Source organism: Escherichia sp. HH26CH, from assembly GCF_009820205.1.
GTDB classification, from domain to species: Bacteria; Pseudomonadota; Gammaproteobacteria; order Enterobacterales; family Enterobacteriaceae; genus Escherichia; species Escherichia coli_F.
This window is the reverse complement of record NZ_VNXM01000067.1, coordinates 78,620-95,718: the sequence shown is the minus strand read 5'-3', so window position 1 is coordinate 95,718 and position 17,099 is coordinate 78,620. Positions and strand designations below refer to the sequence as shown.

General features: G+C 45.0%; 15 protein-coding genes. 7 read left to right on the top strand and 8 right to left on the bottom strand.

Features of this window, described 5'->3' with window-relative positions; all coding sequences use genetic code 11:
• The first annotated feature begins 192 nt into the window (after positions 1 to 192).
• The 3 genes from gpmM to FQ015_RS22860 are packed head-to-tail and all read left to right on the top strand — an operon-like array spanning position 193 to position 3,993.
• Positions 193 to 1,737 carry a 2,3-bisphosphoglycerate-independent phosphoglycerate mutase gene (gene gpmM, locus FQ015_RS22870; protein WP_001353573.1) on the top strand — a complete coding sequence of 515 codons (1,545 nt, stop codon included), beginning with the start codon at positions 193 to 195 and terminating at the stop codon, positions 1,735 to 1,737.
• A gap of 33 nt (positions 1,738 to 1,770) precedes the next feature.
• Positions 1,771 to 3,030, top strand: coding sequence for a murein hydrolase activator EnvC (gene envC / locus FQ015_RS22865; protein ID WP_230146813.1), 1,260 nt, complete (start codon positions 1,771 to 1,773; stop codon positions 3,028 to 3,030).
• 3 nt (positions 3,031 to 3,033) lie between these two features.
• Positions 3,034 to 3,993 carry a divergent polysaccharide deacetylase family protein gene (locus FQ015_RS22860; RefSeq protein WP_115739095.1) on the top strand — a complete coding sequence of 320 codons (960 nt, stop codon included), beginning with the start codon at positions 3,034 to 3,036 and terminating at the stop codon, positions 3,991 to 3,993.
• Here FQ015_RS22860 and waaH read toward each other — a convergent pair.
• The 4 genes from waaH to yibB all read right to left on the bottom strand — a co-directional run bounded on the left by waaH (position 3,980) and on the right by yibB (position 8,614).
• On the bottom strand, positions 3,980 to 5,014 hold the full coding sequence (gene waaH / locus FQ015_RS22855) for a UDP-glucuronate:LPS(HepIII) glycosyltransferase (RefSeq protein ID WP_160524548.1): 1,035 nt from the start codon (positions 5,012 to 5,014) through the stop codon (positions 3,980 to 3,982). The two genes, FQ015_RS22860 and waaH, sit on opposite strands and share 14 nt — an antisense overlap.
• Before the next feature lie 237 nt (positions 5,015 to 5,251).
• Positions 5,252 to 6,277, bottom strand: coding sequence for an L-threonine 3-dehydrogenase (gene tdh / locus FQ015_RS22850; RefSeq protein ID WP_000646014.1), 1,026 nt, complete (start codon positions 6,275 to 6,277; stop codon positions 5,252 to 5,254).
• 9 nt (positions 6,278 to 6,286) lie between these two features.
• Entirely contained in the window at positions 6,287 to 7,483 is a 1,197-nt protein-coding gene (kbl, locus tag FQ015_RS22845) for a glycine C-acetyltransferase (RefSeq protein ID WP_001213834.1), read from the bottom strand.
• A 273-nt stretch (positions 7,484 to 7,756) separates the two neighbouring features.
• A complete protein-coding gene (gene yibB, locus FQ015_RS22840; protein WP_000842814.1) occupies positions 7,757 to 8,614 on the bottom strand; it encodes a protein YibB in 858 nt (285 codons plus the stop codon).
• A gap of 303 nt (positions 8,615 to 8,917) precedes the next feature.
• On the opposite strand from yibB, the gene rfaD reads away from it, so the two are divergent.
• Genes rfaD through rfaL form a run of 4 tightly spaced genes read left to right on the top strand, consistent with a single transcriptional unit; the run spans position 8,918 to position 13,107 of the window.
• Complete coding sequence (gene rfaD, locus FQ015_RS22835; protein WP_000587750.1) at positions 8,918 to 9,850, top strand: ADP-glyceromanno-heptose 6-epimerase; 933 nt, start codon at positions 8,918 to 8,920, stop codon at positions 9,848 to 9,850.
• A 9-nt stretch (positions 9,851 to 9,859) separates the two neighbouring features.
• The gene (gene rfaF / locus FQ015_RS22830; protein WP_160524547.1) at positions 9,860 to 10,906 is read left to right on the top strand and encodes an ADP-heptose--LPS heptosyltransferase RfaF; all 1,047 of its coding nucleotides are present in this window, start codon (positions 9,860 to 9,862) and stop codon (positions 10,904 to 10,906) included.
• A 3-nt stretch (positions 10,907 to 10,909) separates the two neighbouring features.
• Entirely contained in the window at positions 10,910 to 11,902 is a 993-nt protein-coding gene (gene rfaC, locus FQ015_RS22825; protein WP_160524546.1) for a lipopolysaccharide heptosyltransferase RfaC, read from the top strand.
• Positions 11,899 to 13,107: an O-antigen ligase RfaL gene (gene rfaL / locus FQ015_RS22820; RefSeq protein WP_160524545.1), complete on the top strand. Its 1,209-nt coding sequence runs from the start codon at positions 11,899 to 11,901 to the stop codon at positions 13,105 to 13,107. Before rfaC ends, rfaL begins: the two co-directional genes overlap by 4 nt.
• 34 nt (positions 13,108 to 13,141) lie before the next feature.
• Here the strand turns inward: rfaL and FQ015_RS22815 are convergent, their stop codons facing one another.
• Genes FQ015_RS22815 through waaO form a run of 4 tightly spaced genes read right to left on the bottom strand, consistent with a single transcriptional unit; the run spans position 13,142 to position 17,071 of the window.
• Complete coding sequence (locus FQ015_RS22815) at positions 13,142 to 14,284, bottom strand: lipopolysaccharide N-acetylglucosaminyltransferase (RefSeq protein ID WP_160524544.1); 1,143 nt, start codon at positions 14,282 to 14,284, stop codon at positions 13,142 to 13,144.
• A gap of 8 nt (positions 14,285 to 14,292) precedes the next feature.
• Positions 14,293 to 15,306: a glycosyltransferase family 8 protein gene (locus FQ015_RS22810; RefSeq protein WP_160524543.1), complete on the bottom strand. Its 1,014-nt coding sequence runs from the start codon at positions 15,304 to 15,306 to the stop codon at positions 14,293 to 14,295.
• A 24-nt stretch (positions 15,307 to 15,330) separates the two neighbouring features.
• Positions 15,331 to 16,038: a lipopolysaccharide core heptose(II) kinase RfaY gene (gene rfaY / locus FQ015_RS22805; protein ID WP_000639950.1), complete on the bottom strand. Its 708-nt coding sequence runs from the start codon at positions 16,036 to 16,038 to the stop codon at positions 15,331 to 15,333.
• Positions 16,039 to 16,063: 25 nt separating this feature from the next.
• Positions 16,064 to 17,071, bottom strand: coding sequence for a lipopolysaccharide 3-alpha-galactosyltransferase (gene waaO, locus FQ015_RS22800; RefSeq protein WP_115739089.1), 1,008 nt, complete (start codon positions 17,069 to 17,071; stop codon positions 16,064 to 16,066).
• Positions 17,072 to 17,099 lie beyond the last annotated feature (28 nt).

Here is a 17,099-nt window from a genome sequence, read left to right as displayed (position 1 = left end):
CCTGCGCGGTGCGGCAAATACAGCCAGCGCGTTAACTGGAATGCAATTTTGCGGGGCGCTACGAAAAAAAAGCGTAAATCTGGCATCGGCTTGCCGCGAGCGGTCGTATATTTTGATCTTCAGAGGCTATTTTATCGATTCAGCTGTAGTAAAATTACGCAAATTTTGACTCTTGAGTATGAGGTTGTCGCAATGTCGGTTTCTAAAAAACCTATGGTACTGGTGATTCTGGATGGCTATGGCTATCGCGAAGAACAGCAGGATAACGCCATTTTTAGTGCTAAAACCCCGGTAATGGATGCACTGTGGGCCAATCGTCCGCATACCCTGATCGACGCTTCCGGTCTGGAAGTCGGTCTGCCTGACCGTCAGATGGGTAACTCCGAAGTAGGCCACGTTAACCTGGGTGCCGGCCGCATCGTGTATCAGGACCTGACTCGTCTGGACGTTGAAATCAAAGATCGCGCTTTCTTCGCTAATCCGGTGCTGACTGGTGCGGTAGATAAAGCGAAAAACGCAGGCAAAGCAGTACACATTATGGGTCTGCTGTCCGCAGGTGGTGTACACAGCCACGAAGATCACATCATGGCGATGGTAGAACTGGCAGCGGAACGCGGCGCAGAAAAAATCTACCTGCACGCATTCCTTGACGGTCGCGACACCCCGCCGCGCAGTGCTGAATCCTCGCTGAAAAAATTCGAAGAGAAATTTGCCGCGCTGGGCAAAGGCCGCGTAGCGTCCATCATTGGTCGTTACTACGCAATGGACCGCGACAATCGTTGGGATCGCGTTGAAAAAGCGTATGACCTGCTGACGCTGGCGCAGGGCGAATTCCAGGCCGACACCGCTGTTGCCGGTTTGCAGGCTGCTTATGCTCGCGACGAAAACGACGAATTCGTGAAAGCGACCGTTATCCGTGCTGAAGGCCAGCCAGACGCGGCAATGGAAGACGGCGATGCGCTGATTTTCATGAACTTCCGTGCTGACCGCGCGCGTGAAATCACTCGTGCTTTCGTGAACGCTGATTTCGACGGCTTCGCGCGTAAGAAAGTGGTTAACATCGATTTCGTGATGCTGACCGAATACGCCGCTGATATCAAAACTGCGGTTGCTTACCCGCCAGCTTCTCTGGTTAACACCTTCGGCGAGTGGATGGCGAAAAACGACAAAACTCAACTGCGTATTTCCGAAACCGAAAAATATGCTCACGTCACTTTCTTCTTTAACGGTGGTGTAGAAGAGTCGTTCAAAGGCGAAGACCGCATTCTGATCAACTCGCCGAAAGTGGCAACTTACGACCTGCAGCCAGAAATGAGCTCCGCAGAGCTGACCGAAAAACTGGTTGCGGCCATCAAGAGCGGCAAATACGACACTATCATCTGTAACTATCCTAACGGCGACATGGTAGGTCACACCGGGGTGATGGAAGCAGCGGTTAAAGCCGTTGAAGCGCTGGATCACTGCGTGGATGAAGTTGCGAAAGCGGTTGAGTCCGTGGGTGGACAACTGCTGATCACCGCTGACCACGGTAACGCTGAACAGATGCGCGATCCGGCAACGGGTCAGGCGCACACAGCGCACACCAATCTGCCTGTTCCGCTGATTTACGTTGGCGATAAGAACGTGAAAGCGGTTGAAGGCGGCAAACTTTCTGACATCGCGCCGACCATGTTGTCGCTGATGGGTATGGAAATCCCGCAAGAGATGACTGGTAAGCCGCTGTTCATCGTGGAATAATCCCTCCCCATGAGGGGAAAGGCGATTAATACCATGACACGGGCCGTGAAACCGCGCAGGTTTGCAATCAGGCCCATCATCTACGCCAGCGTTCTTAGCGCTGGCGTATTGTTGTGCGCCTTTTCCGCCCACGCGGATGATCGCGACCAACTCAAATCTATTCAGGCCGATATCGCCGCGAAAGAGCGCGCGGTACGCCAAAAGCAACAACAACGCGCAAGCCTGCTCGCACAATTGAAAAAGCAGGAAGAAGCGATCTCTGAAGCCACTCGCAAGCTGCGCGAAACGCAAAACACACTCAATCAACTGAATAAACAGATTGATGAGATGAACGCGTCGATTGCCAAACTGGAGCAGCAAAAAGCCGCTCAGGAACGCAGCCTCGCCGCGCAACTGGATGCCGCGTTTCGTCAGGGCGAGCATACCGGTATTCAGCTCATTCTCAGCGGTGAAGAAAGCCAGCGTGGTCAGCGTTTACAGGCTTATTTCGGTTATCTCAACCAGGCGCGACAAGAAACCATTGCTCAGTTGAAACAAACGCGTGAAGAAGTCGCTATGCAACGCGCCGAGCTGGAAGAGAAACAGAGCGAGCAGCAAACGCTGTTATATGAGCAGCGCGCCCAACAGGCGAAGCTGACCCAGGCGCTGAACGAGCGTAAAAAGACGCTGGCTGGGCTAGAGTCTTCCATCCAGCAAGGTCAACAACAGTTGAGCGAGCTGCGCGCCAACGAATCTCGTCTGCGTAACAGCATTGCCCGTGCGGAAGCGGCGGCGAAAGCGCGTGCTGAACGTGAGGCGCGCGAAGCCCAGGCGGTTCGCGACCGTCAGAAAGAAGCGACGCGCAAAGGCACCACCTACAAACCGACCGAAAGCGAAAAATCGCTGATGTCCCGAACTGGTGGCCTGGGCGCGCCGCGTGGTCAGGCATTCTGGCCGGTTCGCGGGCCGACGCTGCATCGTTATGGCGAGCAGCTACAGGGTGAGCTGCGCTGGAAAGGGATGGTGATTGGTGCTTCTGAAGGTACTGAAGTTAAAGCGATTGCCGACGGTCGGGTGATTCTGGCTGACTGGCTGCAAGGCTACGGTCTGGTGGTGGTGGTTGAGCATGGTAAAGGCGACATGAGTCTTTACGGCTATAATCAGAGCGCACTGGTGAGCGTTGGTTCGCAGGTTCGCGCGGGCCAGCCAATTGCACTGGTGGGCAGCAGTGGCGGTCAGGGTCGGCCTTCACTCTATTTCGAAATTCGCCGCCAGGGTCAGGCGGTCAATCCACAGCCGTGGTTGGGAAGATAAGTTTTGTTTCCATTTCGTCGTAACGTTCTTGCATTTGCCGCTCTGTTGGCGCTCTCCTCCCCCGTAATTGCTGGCAAACTTGCCATCGTCATTGATGATTTTGGGTATCGCCCGCACAACGAAAACCAGGTGCTGGCGATGCCTTCCGCTATCTCCGTCGCTGTATTACCCGATTCACCGCACGCCAGAGAGATGGCGACCAAAGCGCATAACAGCGGTCACGAAGTGTTGATTCATCTGCCGATGGCACCGTTGAGTAAACAGCCGCTGGAGAAAAATACGCTGCGCCCGGAGATGAGCAGCGACGAAATTGAGCGCATTATTCGTAGTGCGGTCAATAACGTGCCCTATGCCGTGGGGATCAACAACCACATGGGTAGCAAGATGACCTCTAACCTGTTTGGTATGCAGAAAGTGATGCAGGCACTGGCGCGTTACAATCTTTACTTCCTCGACAGCGTAACCATCGGTAATACCCAGGCGATGCGCGCCGCGCAAGGCACTGGCGTGAAGGTTATTAAACGGAAGGTGTTCCTCGACGATTCACAGAACGAAGCAGACATCCGTGTGCAGTTTAATCGTGCAATTGACCTGGCGCGTCGCAACGGTTCGACCATTGCCATTGGGCATCCTCACCCTTCAACGGTACGCGTGTTGCAACAGATGGTTTATAACCTGCCGCCAGACATTACACTGGTGAAAGCCAGCAGCTTGCTGAATGAACCGCAGGTTGATACTTCTACACCGCCGAAAAACGCTGTGCCTGATGCACCGCATAATCCGTTCCGTGGCGTGAAACTGTGTAAACCGAAGAAACCGCTGGAACCGGTTTATGCTAATCGCTTCTTTGAAGTATTAAGCGAAAGCATCAGCCAGAGCACGCTGATCGTTTACTTCCAGCATCAGTGGCAAGGCTGGGGCAAGCAGCCCGAAGCGGCAAAACTTAACGCTAGCGCAAATTAAAGGCGCTACGCGTAATGCGATGGTGCGACCGCGTTTTGTCGCGCCATTGCCATAAGCGGAAAGACCACAGTAACGCCTGATAACCCACCTTTATGCTGCGTACATTGGAAATCAGGCGTTTATACATACCGGAAGTAAATATCTCAGCAATCATCCGTTGGCGGGTAATAATATCTGGCTCTTTACGTACCGCATGGCAAACACGTAATGCTTCGTAAGTTATTTGTTGATGAAATTCCGGGTAAATCACTATTCTGTCTGCGTAATCGCGATTTAACTTTTCCAACAGTCGGGTAATCTTAATATAGTGGCGTTGATAATTAAGGTTTTTATTTCCCTGTCTATTCAATCGGCTCACTGACGTATTATGCAAATAATATTTATATAACGATTGCTCGGTATATAGCACGCGTTGCGCGTTAAACATAAATTCTGTTGTCCAGACAATATCCTGATGATGTAATCCGGCAATAAATTTAATGTTATTTTTAACAATGACATCACGACGATAAACCCCCATCCAGACAACGTGAGTCCAACGGCGGGAAGAAAGCCCCATCCGCAACCAATCAGGGCCGGTTAATACGCCGGTTGAGCGAAGGCGATCGCTGGGGATGGATTGCCAGGTTTCTCCCGTTTCACGAAAACACCAGTCAGCGTTGCACTGCGCCACGTCGAGGTCGTCCTCTAACGCCATGGTCATCAGCGTTTCGTACATAGTGGGATAGACCTCATCGTCAGCATCGACAAAAGCGACATATTTACCCGTCGCCGCCTCGATCCCACGATTACGCGCCACCGATGCGCCGGCATTCGCCTGATGCAGCAAACGAACGTGCGGATAGTTTTCCGCGTAATGCTTTGCTATTTCAACAGAATTATCCGTTGAACCATCGTTAATAATAATGATTTCCAGAGCAGTCCAGGTTTGCGCGATTAAAGATTCCATGCAAGTACGGAAATCATCTCCCGCATTATATAACGGGATAATAACACTGAGTTTATTGGTGCTGTTCATCATAAATACCGACGACCTCTGAAGTTATCCTGATGTTTTACAGGCTTTGTATTAAGAAACCATTAAGCCTGTGAGATATTATTTTTACAGGTGAGAGAGTCACTTCAGGGTAGAGAGATAATGAGAGCAGCTATATAAGAGATCAGCGCAATTACGATATCTTTATTACACTGACAGGATTTTACATATTTAACGGATTATCCTCAGGAAAAAGGGCTGGAATACCAGCCCTTGTTCGTGTTAATCCCAGCTCAGAATAACTTTCCCGGACTGGCCCGAACGCATAGCGTCAAAGCCCTTCTGGAAATCATCGATAGAGAAACGATGGGTAATGATCGGCGAGAGATCGAGGCCAGACTGAATCAGCGCCGCCATCTTGTACCAGGTTTCAAACATCTCACGACCGTAAATACCTTTAATGAACAAGCCTTTAAAGATCACTTTGGTCCAGTCGATAGACATATCAGACGGCGGAATACCCAGCATCGCAATGCGACCGCCGTGGTTCATGGTGTCGAGCATGGTACGAAACGCTGGCGGCGCACCGGACATTTCCAGACCGACATCAAAGCCTTCGGTCATGCCCAGTTCTGCCATCACATCATTGAGGTTCTCTTTAGCGACGTTAACCGCACGGGTGATACCCATTTTACGCGCCAGCTCAAGGCGGTATTCGTTAACATCAGTAATCACCACGTTACGTGCACCAACGTGTTTCGCCACCGCCGCCGCCATAATACCAATCGGGCCTGCACCAGAGACCAGCACATCCTCGCCCACCAGATCAAACGACAGCGCGGTATGCACGGCGTTACCGAAGGGATCAAAAATGGAAGCCAGATCATCGGAGATATTGTCGGGGATTTTGAAAGCGTTGAACGCCGGAATCACCAGATATTCTGCGAAGCAGCCCGGGCGATTAACACCAACGCCTATCGTGTTGCGGCACAAATGGGTACGGCCACCACGACAGTTGCGACAGTGACCACAAGTGATATGGCCTTCGCCAGAAACGCGATCGCCGATCTTGAAGCCTTTCACTTCCTGACCGATGCCAACCACCTCACCGACATATTCATGGCCTACAACCATCGGTACTGGGATGGTTTTTTGCGACCACTCATCCCAGTTATAGATGTGAACGTCAGTCCCGCAGATGGCTGTTTTACGGATTTTAATCAGCAGATCGTTATGCCCGAGTTCCGGTACAGGAACGTCGGTCATCCAGATGCCCTCTTCCGCTTTCAGTTTGGATAACGCTTTCATCTCACATCCTCAGGCGATAACGCCCAGTTGTTTACCAATACGCGTGAATGCTTCTACTGCACGCGTAATTTGCTCAGGGGTATGCGCCGCAGACATCTGGGTACGAATACGCGCCTGACCTTTCGGAACGACCGGATAGAAGAAACCGGTGACGTAAATGCCCTCTTTTTGCAGTTCACGTGCAAATTTTTGCGCCACTACAGCATCGCCAAGCATGACCGGAATAATGGCGTGATCGGCACCCGCCAGGGTAAAGCCCGCCGCCGACATTTGCTCACGGAACTGACGCGCGTTCGCCCACAGACGGTCACGCAGCTCGCTACCCGCTTCAACCATCTCCAGCACTTTGATAGACGCGGCAACAATGGCCGGTGCCAGCGAGTTGGAGAACAGGTACGGACGAGAACGCTGGCGCAGCCACTCAACCACTTCTTTGCGCGCCGCGGTATAACCACCAGAAGCCCCGCCCAGCGCTTTACCGAGCGTGCCGGTGATAATATCGACCCGGCCCATCACATCGCAGTATTCATGGGAACCACGACCGTTTTCACCGACAAAACCTACCGCGTGGGAGTCATCTACCATCACCAGGGCATCGTATTTATCTGCGAGATCGCAAACACCTTTCAGGTTGGCAATCACGCCGTCCATCGAGAACACACCATCGGTGGCAATCAGCACATGACGCGCACCGGCTTCACGCGCTTCTTTCAGACGTGCTTCCAGCTCCTGCATATCGTTGTTGGCATAACGATAGCGTTTAGCTTTGCACAGACGCACACCATCAATAATAGACGCGTGGTTCAGTGCGTCGGAGATAATGGCGTCTTCCGCGCCCAACAGCGTTTCGAACAGGCCACCGTTAGCATCAAAGCAGGAAGAGTAGAGAATCGCATCTTCCATCCCCAGGAAGGCCGCCAGTTTTTGTTCAAGCTCTTTATGGCTGTCCTGAGTGCCGCAAATAAAACGCACCGAAGCCATGCCGAAACCGTGAGAATCCATTCCCGCCTTTGCCGCCGCAATCAGATCCGGATGATTCGCCAGTCCGAGATAGTTATTGGCACAAAAGTTAATGACGTGGCTTCCATCAGCCACAGTGATGTCTGCTTGTTGCGCAGACGTAATAATGCGCTCTTCTTTAAACAACCCTTCCGCCCTTGCGGTTTCCAGATCGTTGGTTAACTGCTGATAAAATTCTCCACGCATTGCGATTCTCCAGACAGGGCAAATTCCAGCACATATTACCCAAACTTATAGGTTGCGACGAGATGACGCGTTAACACTTCTGCAAAATTCAGGATAAATAACGTGAATGTTGATGTCTGTTAATATCTACGGACCGTACAAAAAGCGTACATGTTTTTTGAAGGGCATTACGATGGATGATTTATTCCATTGATATAAAAAGAAAAAATGATGCCTGGCACCATTTTTTCTTTATCATCTGCTATCAAGCGCTACTCACTAAGGGAAGAAAGGCTATTTTCTTGAAAGAAAAATTCTCAGCGCCTGCATTTTTGCCCCTAAAGTGTTACTCCTGAAGCAGCGAAACAAATCGAACCATTTTCCTCTCCCCAGATAGTTTAGGTTGAAGAGATTGGGGCGTTTGTAATAGCACATGACAAAAATGCCCTGGTCATCATCCACAATGTTATTGTTTAGTGTTATTTTTTGGCTTTCCAGAACCAGTTTATAGAATTCTTTCCATTTATGCTGGGAACCAACAATTGCGCCGCCAATAATATATACATGGTTACCAATCATGAAATCAAAAGCCTGCTGTTGAGATGTGACAGTAAGCCCTTTTTTTATAGTAAAAAAATGCATCTTATTTTCATCAAATGGGAAATCCCAAACTTTCAAGCCTCGTGTTACATTTGGCTTGCGGCAATAACCAAAATCTATCCACGCTACAAGAGGTGTTTTCACTAACCCCATGTTGATAGCTTTATTTACAAAATAGGCTTTAAGGTTACATACCAATACATATTCTGGCGACCAGTACTCTGGATTTTTTAATTGTCGAGGCTCAAGTCTATTTGTAAATGACTTATCTTTTTGAATTTTTTCGATACGACTTCTGATATGTCTAAATTTCTTTTTTATATCGATAACGATAACCGTTGTTGGTTTTCCGTTGCGAATAGCTTCTACCTTTGGTTTCAAATCGGCAGAAGTGAAAATAATCATCTCATTTTCAAGTGCGGCCAGACGCTCAAAGTAACTGAAATAAACGTCTACTGAGCGTGCCAGTTTTTCACGGAACCCTTTATTAGCAGTCCAATCCCCTCTACCAATGTCAAAATAAGCAGTGATAATTGTGGTGGATGATTTCATTACTAATAAGACCATTAATATAAAAATGGAATTATATCATAAATATTAACAGAATGTATACTGTATATTATCCATTCAAATGCTTCAGTTATTTATCAAACATCGGAATATTGATACTAAAGCACTATTCACGTGCAAAACCAACATCCGCCATGAAGGACTCGCTAAAACTAAAACTAGTTTGTTGCAATTAGCATCCTTGCATCTTTATGTAAAGGGCTGAAGGGATTCGGATGTGATGGTATGATTACAGACATTCGTGTCTGAGATTGTCTCTGACTCCATAATTCGAAGGTTACAGTTATGATCATCGTTACCGGCGGCGCGGGCTTTATCGGCAGCAACATCGTTAAGGCCCTGAATGATAAAGGCATCACCGATATTCTGGTGGTGGACAACCTGAAAGACGGCACCAAGTTTGTGAACCTGGTCGATCTGGATATCGCGGACTATATGGATAAGGAAGACTTCCTGATCCAGATTATGGCTGGCGAAGAGTTCGGCGATGTCGAAGCGATTTTCCACGAAGGCGCGTGCTCTTCCACCACCGAGTGGGATGGCAAGTATATGATGGATAACAACTATCAATACTCCAAAGAGCTGCTGCACTACTGTCTGGAGCGCGAAATCCCGTTCCTGTATGCATCTTCCGCAGCCACTTACGGTGGACGCACCTCCGACTTTATTGAATCCCGTGAATACGAAAAACCGCTGAACGTCTACGGTTATTCGAAGTTCCTGTTTGATGAATATGTTCGCCAAATCCTGCCGGAAGCAAACTCACAGATTGTTGGCTTCCGCTATTTCAACGTTTATGGGCCGCGTGAAGGCCATAAAGGTAGCATGGCGAGCGTCGCTTTCCATCTCAACACCCAGCTCAACAATGGTGAATCGCCGAAACTGTTCGAAGGTAGCGAGAACTTTAAACGCGACTTCGTCTACGTGGGTGATGTGGCAGATGTGAATCTGTGGTTCCTGGAAAATGGCGTTTCCGGCATCTTCAACCTCGGCACCGGTCGTGCAGAATCCTTCCAGGCAGTAGCAGATGCTACGCTTGCTTATCACAAGAAAGGCCAGATCGAATACATTCCGTTCCCGGATAAACTGAAAGGCCGCTATCAGGCGTTCACTCAGGCAGATCTGACGAATCTGCGCGCGGCGGGTTACGACAAACCGTTCAAAACCGTTGCTGAAGGTGTAACGGAATACATGGCCTGGCTGAATCGCGACGCATAAGAGCTCTGCATGAAAATACTGGTGATCGGCCCGTCTTGGGTTGGCGACATGATGATGTCGCAAAGTCTCTATCGCACGCTCCAGGCGCGCTATCCCCAGGCGATAATCGACGTGATGGCACCGGCATGGTGCCGTCCATTGTTATCGCGGATGCCGGAAGTTAACGAAGCTATTCCTATGCCTCTCGGTCACGGAGCGCTGGAAATCGGCGAACGCCGCAAACTGGGTCATAGTCTGCGTGAAAAGCGCTACGACCGCGCCTACGTCTTACCCAACTCCTTCAAGTCCGCATTAGTGCCTTTCTTCGCGGGTATTCCTCATCGCACCGGCTGGCGCGGCGAGATGCGCTACGGTTTACTTAACGATGTACGCGTGCTCGATAAAGAAGCCTGGCCGCTAATGGTGGAACGCTATGTCGCGCTAGCCTATGACAAAGGCATTATGCGTACCGCACAAGATCTGCCGCAGCCATTGTTATGGCCGCAGTTGCAGGTGAGCGAAGGTGAAAAATCATATACCTGTAATCAATTTTCGCTCTCATCAGAACGTCCGATGATTGGCTTTTGCCCCGGAGCGGAGTTTGGTCCGGCAAAACGCTGGCCACACTACCACTATGCGGAGCTGGCAAAGCAGCTGATTGATGAAGGTTATCAGGTGGCTCTGTTTGGCTCGGCGAAAGATCATGAAGCGGGCAATGAGATTCTTGCCGCTTTGAATACCGAGCAGCAGGCATGGTGCCGGAACCTGGCGGGGGAAACACAGCTTGATCAAGCGGTTATCCTGATTGCAGCCTGTAAAGCCATTGTCACTAACGATTCTGGCCTGATGCACGTTGCGGCGGCGCTCAATCGTCCTTTGGTTGCCCTGTATGGTCCGAGTAGCCCGGACTTCACACCGCCACTATCCCATAAAGCGCGCGTGATCCGCCTGATTACCGGCTATCACAAAGTGCGTAAAGGTGATGCTGCGGAGGGTTATCACCAGAGCTTGATCGACATTACTCCCCAGCGCGTACTGGAAGAACTCAACGCGCTATTGTTACAAGAGGAAGCCTGACGGATGCGGGTTTTGATCGTTAAAACATCGTCGATGGGCGATGTTCTCCATACGTTGCCCGCACTCACTGATGCCCAGCAGGCAATCCCGGGGATTAAGTTTGACTGGGTGGTGGAAGAAGGGTTCGCACAGATTCCTTCCTGGCACGCCGCCGTTGAGCGAGTTATTCCTGTGGCAATACGTCGCTGGCGTAAAGCCTGGTTCTCGGCCCCCATAAAAGCTGAACGGAAAGCGTTTCGTGAAGCGCTACAAGCAGAGAACTATGACGCAATTATCGACGCTCAGGGGCTGGTAAAAAGCGCGGCGCTGGTGACGCGTCTGGCGCATGGCGTAAAGCATGGAATGGACTGGCAAACCTCTCGCGAACCGTTAGCCAGCCTGTTTTACAATCGTAAACATCATATTGCAAAACAGCAGCACGCCGTAGAACGCACCCGCGAACTGTTTGCCAAAAGTCTGGGCTATAGCAAACCGCAGACTCAGGGCGATTATGCTATTGCGCAGCATTTCCTGACGAACCTGCCAACAGATGCTGGCGAATATGCCGTATTTCTTCATGCAACAACCCGTGATGATAAACACTGGCCGGAAGCACACTGGCGAGAGTTGATTGGTTTACTGGCAGATTCAGGGATTCGCATTAAACTTCCGTGGGGCGCGCCGCATGAAGAAGAGCGGGCAAAAAGACTGGCGGAAGGATTTGATTATGTCGACGTATTGCCGAAGATGAGTCTGGAAGGCGTTGCCCGCGTGCTGGCCGGGGCTAAATTTGTGGTGTCGGTGGATACGGGGTTAAGCCATTTAACGGCGGCACTGGATAGACCCAATATCACGGTTTATGGACCTACCGATCCGGGATTAATTGGTGGGTATGGGAAGAATCAAGTAGAGTGTCGTTCTACAAGTATGTCTCTTGCAGATTTGCCAGCTCAAACCGTTTTTCAAAATTTAAATCTTGAAATAATAACCAATAAGTTGACATCGGAGATAAGATGACCTCAACATTATTTTTCTCTCTCGAGAAAAAAAACTGGATAGCGTACTGGAACAGAGCTCTCGTATTCTTATTCATTACCACCTATTTTTTGGGTGGGATTACAAGGTATAAACATCTTATTGTTATTCTTATGACAATAACGACAATCGTCTATCTCTGCAAACGGCCAAAACACTATCTTTCACTATTTAAAACATGTCTTTTTGGTAGTGTTGCCATATTAACTATTGCTGCATTGCTATCACTTCTTCAATCCCCAGATGCAGGTGCTAGCATGAAGGAAATTTTCAAAGCTATCATTGAGAATACTTTACTGTGCACAATAGCAATACCGGTCATATTGAGAGACGAGAAAAGAGAAAATGTCGAAAAAATCGTTTTCTTCTCATTTATAAGTGCGTTGGGCTTACGTTGTTTTTCTGAATTGATTGCCTATTATAAGGACTATCAACAAGGGGTAATGCCATTTGCAGATTATAGACACCGTAGCATTTCTGACTCGATGGTCTTTTTATTTCCTGCATTGTTAAATCTCTGGCTTATCAAATCAGCAAAATACCGCATTTCTTTTGCGGTTCTAAGCGTTATTTTTATTTTTCTGATATTAGGAACTTTATCCAGAGGAGCTTGGCTTTCCGTGTTGGTCATTGGATTAATATGGATTCTGATGTTTAAACAATGGAAGTTACTATTAGTAGGAGTAATAGTTTCCATCATTGCATTGTCGGTTATTTTCACACATAAGGAGATGACCGCAAAGCTAACGTATAAACTTCAACAAACTAATAGTTCTTATCGTTATGCAAATGGTACTCAAGGCAGCGCACTCGATCTAATATTAGAAAATCCTGTTATTGGTTACGGTTACGGTAACGTTGCATATAAAGATGTCTATAATAAACGTGTCGTTGATTATCCACAATGGACCTTTAGACAATCGATAGGGCCACATAATTTTGCGCTATTCATCTGGTTTGGCACTGGTTTATTAGGGCTGATAAGTCTTATGATGCTATACTGCGCAATATTGAAAGAGTGTATAAAAAATGGCGTCCAGAATAAAAACCGCTCACCATATAATGCATATTATATAATCTTACTATCTTTTATAGGTTATTTTGTTATCCGTGGAAACGTAGAACAAATTGAACCAAATTTATTAGGCGTTTACGCCGGCTTATTATTAGCGATGAAAAACAAGTAAAAAATAAAAAGGCTGCATAATGCGGCCTTTTTATTTATTCAAACCAATTATGAATAACCTCTTCAAATCTTTGAGTTACGCCATCCCAACTGTAGTGATCAAACACAAAATCCTGACCTTGCTTTGCAACTGCTGTTAATTCAGGATTCGCTAACGTTTTTAAAATATCGCTGCTTATGGAGTCTGCAGTCATAGGTTCTTTTAAATGGAATCCCGTAGTATTTTCTTTGACAAATTCCGTCATCCCCCCACGCGTACTCACTAAAACAGGCTTACCAGCCCCCATAGCTTCAATTGCCACCATGCAAAATGGTTCTTGGAACTGGGAAGGAATGACAACTAAATCTGCCAGTGGGTAATAACAATGCATCTTTTCAGGCGGTATGCTTCCTAACATAATGCAACGATCCTTCAAACGTTTTGCAATTTCCCTGACATTGTGTTGATATGCACCTTTGTCACTTTTACTCATTTCTGTATAATCACCAATCACAACTAATTTTAAATTTTTGTGAGCAGCGGCCAATTTTTCGAATGATTGCATCAACAGTAATATGCCTTTGTCAGGGACGATACGCCCAGCATAAAAAATAATTTTCTCTTCAGGGGAGATATTAAGTTCGCTTCTAGTGATCGGCTGAAAAGTAGATTGATAGGTTTCTAAATCAATTCCATTTGGTACAATCTCAATATCTGCATTTGCTAAATAAGATTGGTAATACTTTTTCAAGTATAAGCTAGGCACTATCATTTTAACATTTTGCTCAAGCAATTTTGGTTCAAATGCATTATGCATATGTATAACCACTCTTGCCTGAGGTGCTCGCTTACGAATTTGAGCATATAGCTTCATGCTATTATTAACTACAATAACACTTTCTTTCGTTATAGGAAAATCATGTGCAATATTCAATATTCTCTGTGAATATGGAAGAGGATCAAGTCTTGTCCATTTTTGAAATAACCGCTTATATATGCGGCTGAATCCAACCCTATGAATACTACAATTATCATTAACAAAGGTGTAATTTGAGTATCCTGGATTCTTGATACAAACAATACGATTTGGGAAATTGGTACGCTGAGCAACCTGATACATCCACGTTTCAACAGCGGCCGCTCCGCGAGGAGGAATTGAAAAAATAGGAGTAACTGTAAATATTATTTTATCAACCATCTCGAATATTAACCTTTCATAACATTATATTTAATTGCTGTAAAAATACCATCGAGAAATTTTTTCTGGTAAAGCAAGTGTTTATATTTTTCTTTGTACTCATGTTTTTTAACAGCTTTTTTATAAGGTATATTTCTCCATGGAGATATATTATAAATATTACGAAAATAATCTGCAGATGCGTAGTCCGCCCAATCATGCCATGGCTTAGTTACACCAGTATAATGTATGAAGACAGTTTCATCATTAATAAACTGGGTGTAATATTCACTATTTTTTTCTTCAAATTCTGACTTTATAGTATAAATACAATTATATTTTCTCGGTAATATTTTAGCATGATGTAAAAACATTAAGTTTAAAATATCTTGATCCGGATACTTTAATTTTTTGATAATTGACTCATCTGATAATAGATCAAAGAATTTCTCCGTTAGTCTTTGTTGTAACCATTCCCGTAAATTAATATACATTACACCAGAGTTAAAATAGCTACCGTTAAAATCCTCATTACACAAACGCTCAGCACTTTTACTTTGCATAGCATCAACATCAATTACTACAGCACCATATTCATCTTTAAATTCTAATTCCAGTAACTCATTTAATGAACCCTTACAGACAATATCAGCATCAAGATATAATAATGAATCTAATCGCGAAGAAAAATAATCAAATGAAAGCAAACGATAATAAATAGATACTGGCCAGATATTTGATTGAGGTAACGCTTTCAGTGGCTCAGAATCAATATGATATAATTTAATAACCGTTCGATATTTCGTTGCTAATTGTGATAATAATTCAATATACTCTTTGTCTAAGTAATCAGCGATTATGTGAAAGGTAAAGTTGTTTTTTTTATTATTTTCAAGAATTGAAGCAATTGAAATCGCAGCCCCAATCTGGTAGTTCTCATCAATACCCCATGAGACATTGAACGTTTCCCGTTCATCAATTTTAACAGGGCGCTTGTCCAGTTCAATTATATCTTTAAATCGAGTAAGATGTTTAAAATCCAATTTAATTACCCTTCATCATAAATATTATTTGTTTTTCAATCCCAGCTTGATTTTTACATCCCTGATTGCTTTTTTAATTTTCTTTTTGAATACAAGGTATGTATAGCCAAAGTCTTTCAATTCATTTTTTATATTATAGTGCCGTTCGAGATCAATACGATCTTTCGCTTTTAAAACTGCGGTTGTTTTTTTACCTGAAAGGTCTATTAGTCTTAATCCTTTTTCGGATACTATAAAATTTCCTTTATGAGGATCGCCAGACACCATTCCATGCTGATGCAACTCTTTAATCGATTCTGATAATTGATGCTTCAGATCTTCTGAAATTTCCGAATACTCATTTAACCCCACACCTTCAATATACTCAATGAGCATAATATAATAATGTGAGAAATTTAATGTTTTACGTTCAGCAAGTAAAAAATAGTCATTAATTGATTGGATGCCCTCACCACGTACCCGATCAGTTTGATAAATTAAGTTCTCATAATAATCTTTTTTGACACAAGATTTTAAGAAACGTTCGGCCATTTTATGCTTTGGCGCATAAACTTTAAGCACAAGAGGTCCGCGAGCAGTGTCAATAAGAATGACTTTTGTATCATCAATAGAACGAAAAACTTTTAATGTTTTAATCCTACAAGTTAAAAAGTCATTCAGAACTTGCTCGTAAAAGGGATCATTATCTTTTATGAGAACTTTCAACCCATTTATCGTTTTATTATATATCATGATGAAGTATTTTAACCTTAAATATTTAGAAGCATTTTTCTTTATAATATTTTAAATAATTAAGAATGCCTGCTATATAATGCTTTTGTTTAAATTTATGTTTTGCGCAATACCGATACTGATTGCTATTTACAGGTTTAAGTAAATCTTCTTTACACCACGGAGAAGCAGCTTTGGCGATCAAAAAACTACGTGACACAGGATAATCAGCCCACTCATGCCAGGGTTTTGTAGGCCCTACATAGTGTATGAACACAGTGTCATCATTGACTGGATTATCAACCTTGTCTTTTAATTCATAGTTAATACTATATCGGGTATTATATTTTTCTGATATAAATTTGACTTTACCATTCAATAATACATTCAGGACATCTTGATCAAGGTGGGTGATTTTACTTACCCAATCTGGGTCTCGCAACATTTCAATAGCTTTTGTCGAAATGTTATTTCGATTCCACTCAACAATATTTATCAGCAAAAAACCAGCATTAAAATATCCAGAAGCTAATTGCGGTGTAGTTAGTATCGAGGATCGATTCTGCCACCATTCAACATCTCTTTCAGCTACAACTGCAGCAATTTCATTAGTAGAAAATTGATAATCTAAGAGTTCTTTAATGCTACCTTTACAAGCAATATCTGCATCAAGATATAGAATTTTTTCATGTTTATTAGAGAAGTAATCTGCAATTATAAATCTGAAATATGTGGCATAAGTCCAGTTTTTCGTGCTTGGTAATGACTTCAGCTTATCACAATTGATAACATAAACATTAATTCTTGAATCATATTGTTTTGCTAAATCAGAAAAATATAACTTATCTTTATCACTGATATAATCTGTGAAAACATGAAACTCACAAGATATTTCTCTATTGTTTAATAGAATAGATGCAATGGCTACACCACATCCAAAAAGAAAATTTCTATCAATTCCAAATGCTATATCAAGAGTATTTTTAGATCTTATATTCTTATAATGGAAATTATACTCAAAAAGGATGATGTCACTATCATTGAGTTGAGACATATTGATTCTGTATCCAAAATTTTGGCTA

Bases quoted from the DNA above. Each gene is read 5' to 3' on its own strand.
- rfaC (WP_160524546.1), top strand. From the start codon at position 10,910: ATGCGGGTTTTGATCGTTAAAACATCGTCGATGGGCGATGTTCTCCAT.
- rfaD (WP_000587750.1), top strand. From the start codon at position 8,918: ATGATCATCGTTACCGGCGGCGCGGGCTTTATCGGCAGCAACATCGTT.
- yibB (WP_000842814.1), bottom strand. From the start codon at position 8,614: ATGAAATCATCCACCACAATTATCACTGCTTATTTTGACATTGGTAGA.
- rfaY (WP_000639950.1), bottom strand. From the start codon at position 16,038: ATGATATATAATAAAACGATAAATGGGTTGAAAGTTCTCATAAAAGAT.
- rfaL (WP_160524545.1), top strand. From the start codon at position 11,899: ATGACCTCAACATTATTTTTCTCTCTCGAGAAAAAAAACTGGATAGCG.
- waaO (WP_115739089.1), bottom strand. From the start codon at position 17,071: ATGTCTCAACTCAATGATAGTGACATCATCCTTTTTGAGTATAATTTC.
- kbl (WP_001213834.1), bottom strand. From the start codon at position 7,483: ATGCGTGGAGAATTTTATCAGCAGTTAACCAACGATCTGGAAACCGCA.
- envC (WP_230146813.1), top strand. From the start codon at position 1,771: ATGACACGGGCCGTGAAACCGCGCAGGTTTGCAATCAGGCCCATCATC.
- tdh (WP_000646014.1), bottom strand. From the start codon at position 6,277: ATGAAAGCGTTATCCAAACTGAAAGCGGAAGAGGGCATCTGGATGACC.
- rfaF (WP_160524547.1), top strand. From the start codon at position 9,860: ATGAAAATACTGGTGATCGGCCCGTCTTGGGTTGGCGACATGATGATG.
- FQ015_RS22815 (WP_160524544.1), bottom strand. From the start codon at position 14,284: ATGGTTGATAAAATAATATTTACAGTTACTCCTATTTTTTCAATTCCT.
- waaH (WP_160524548.1), bottom strand. From the start codon at position 5,014: ATGATGAACAGCACCAATAAACTCAGTGTTATTATCCCGTTATATAAT.
- gpmM (WP_001353573.1), top strand. From the start codon at position 193: ATGTCGGTTTCTAAAAAACCTATGGTACTGGTGATTCTGGATGGCTAT.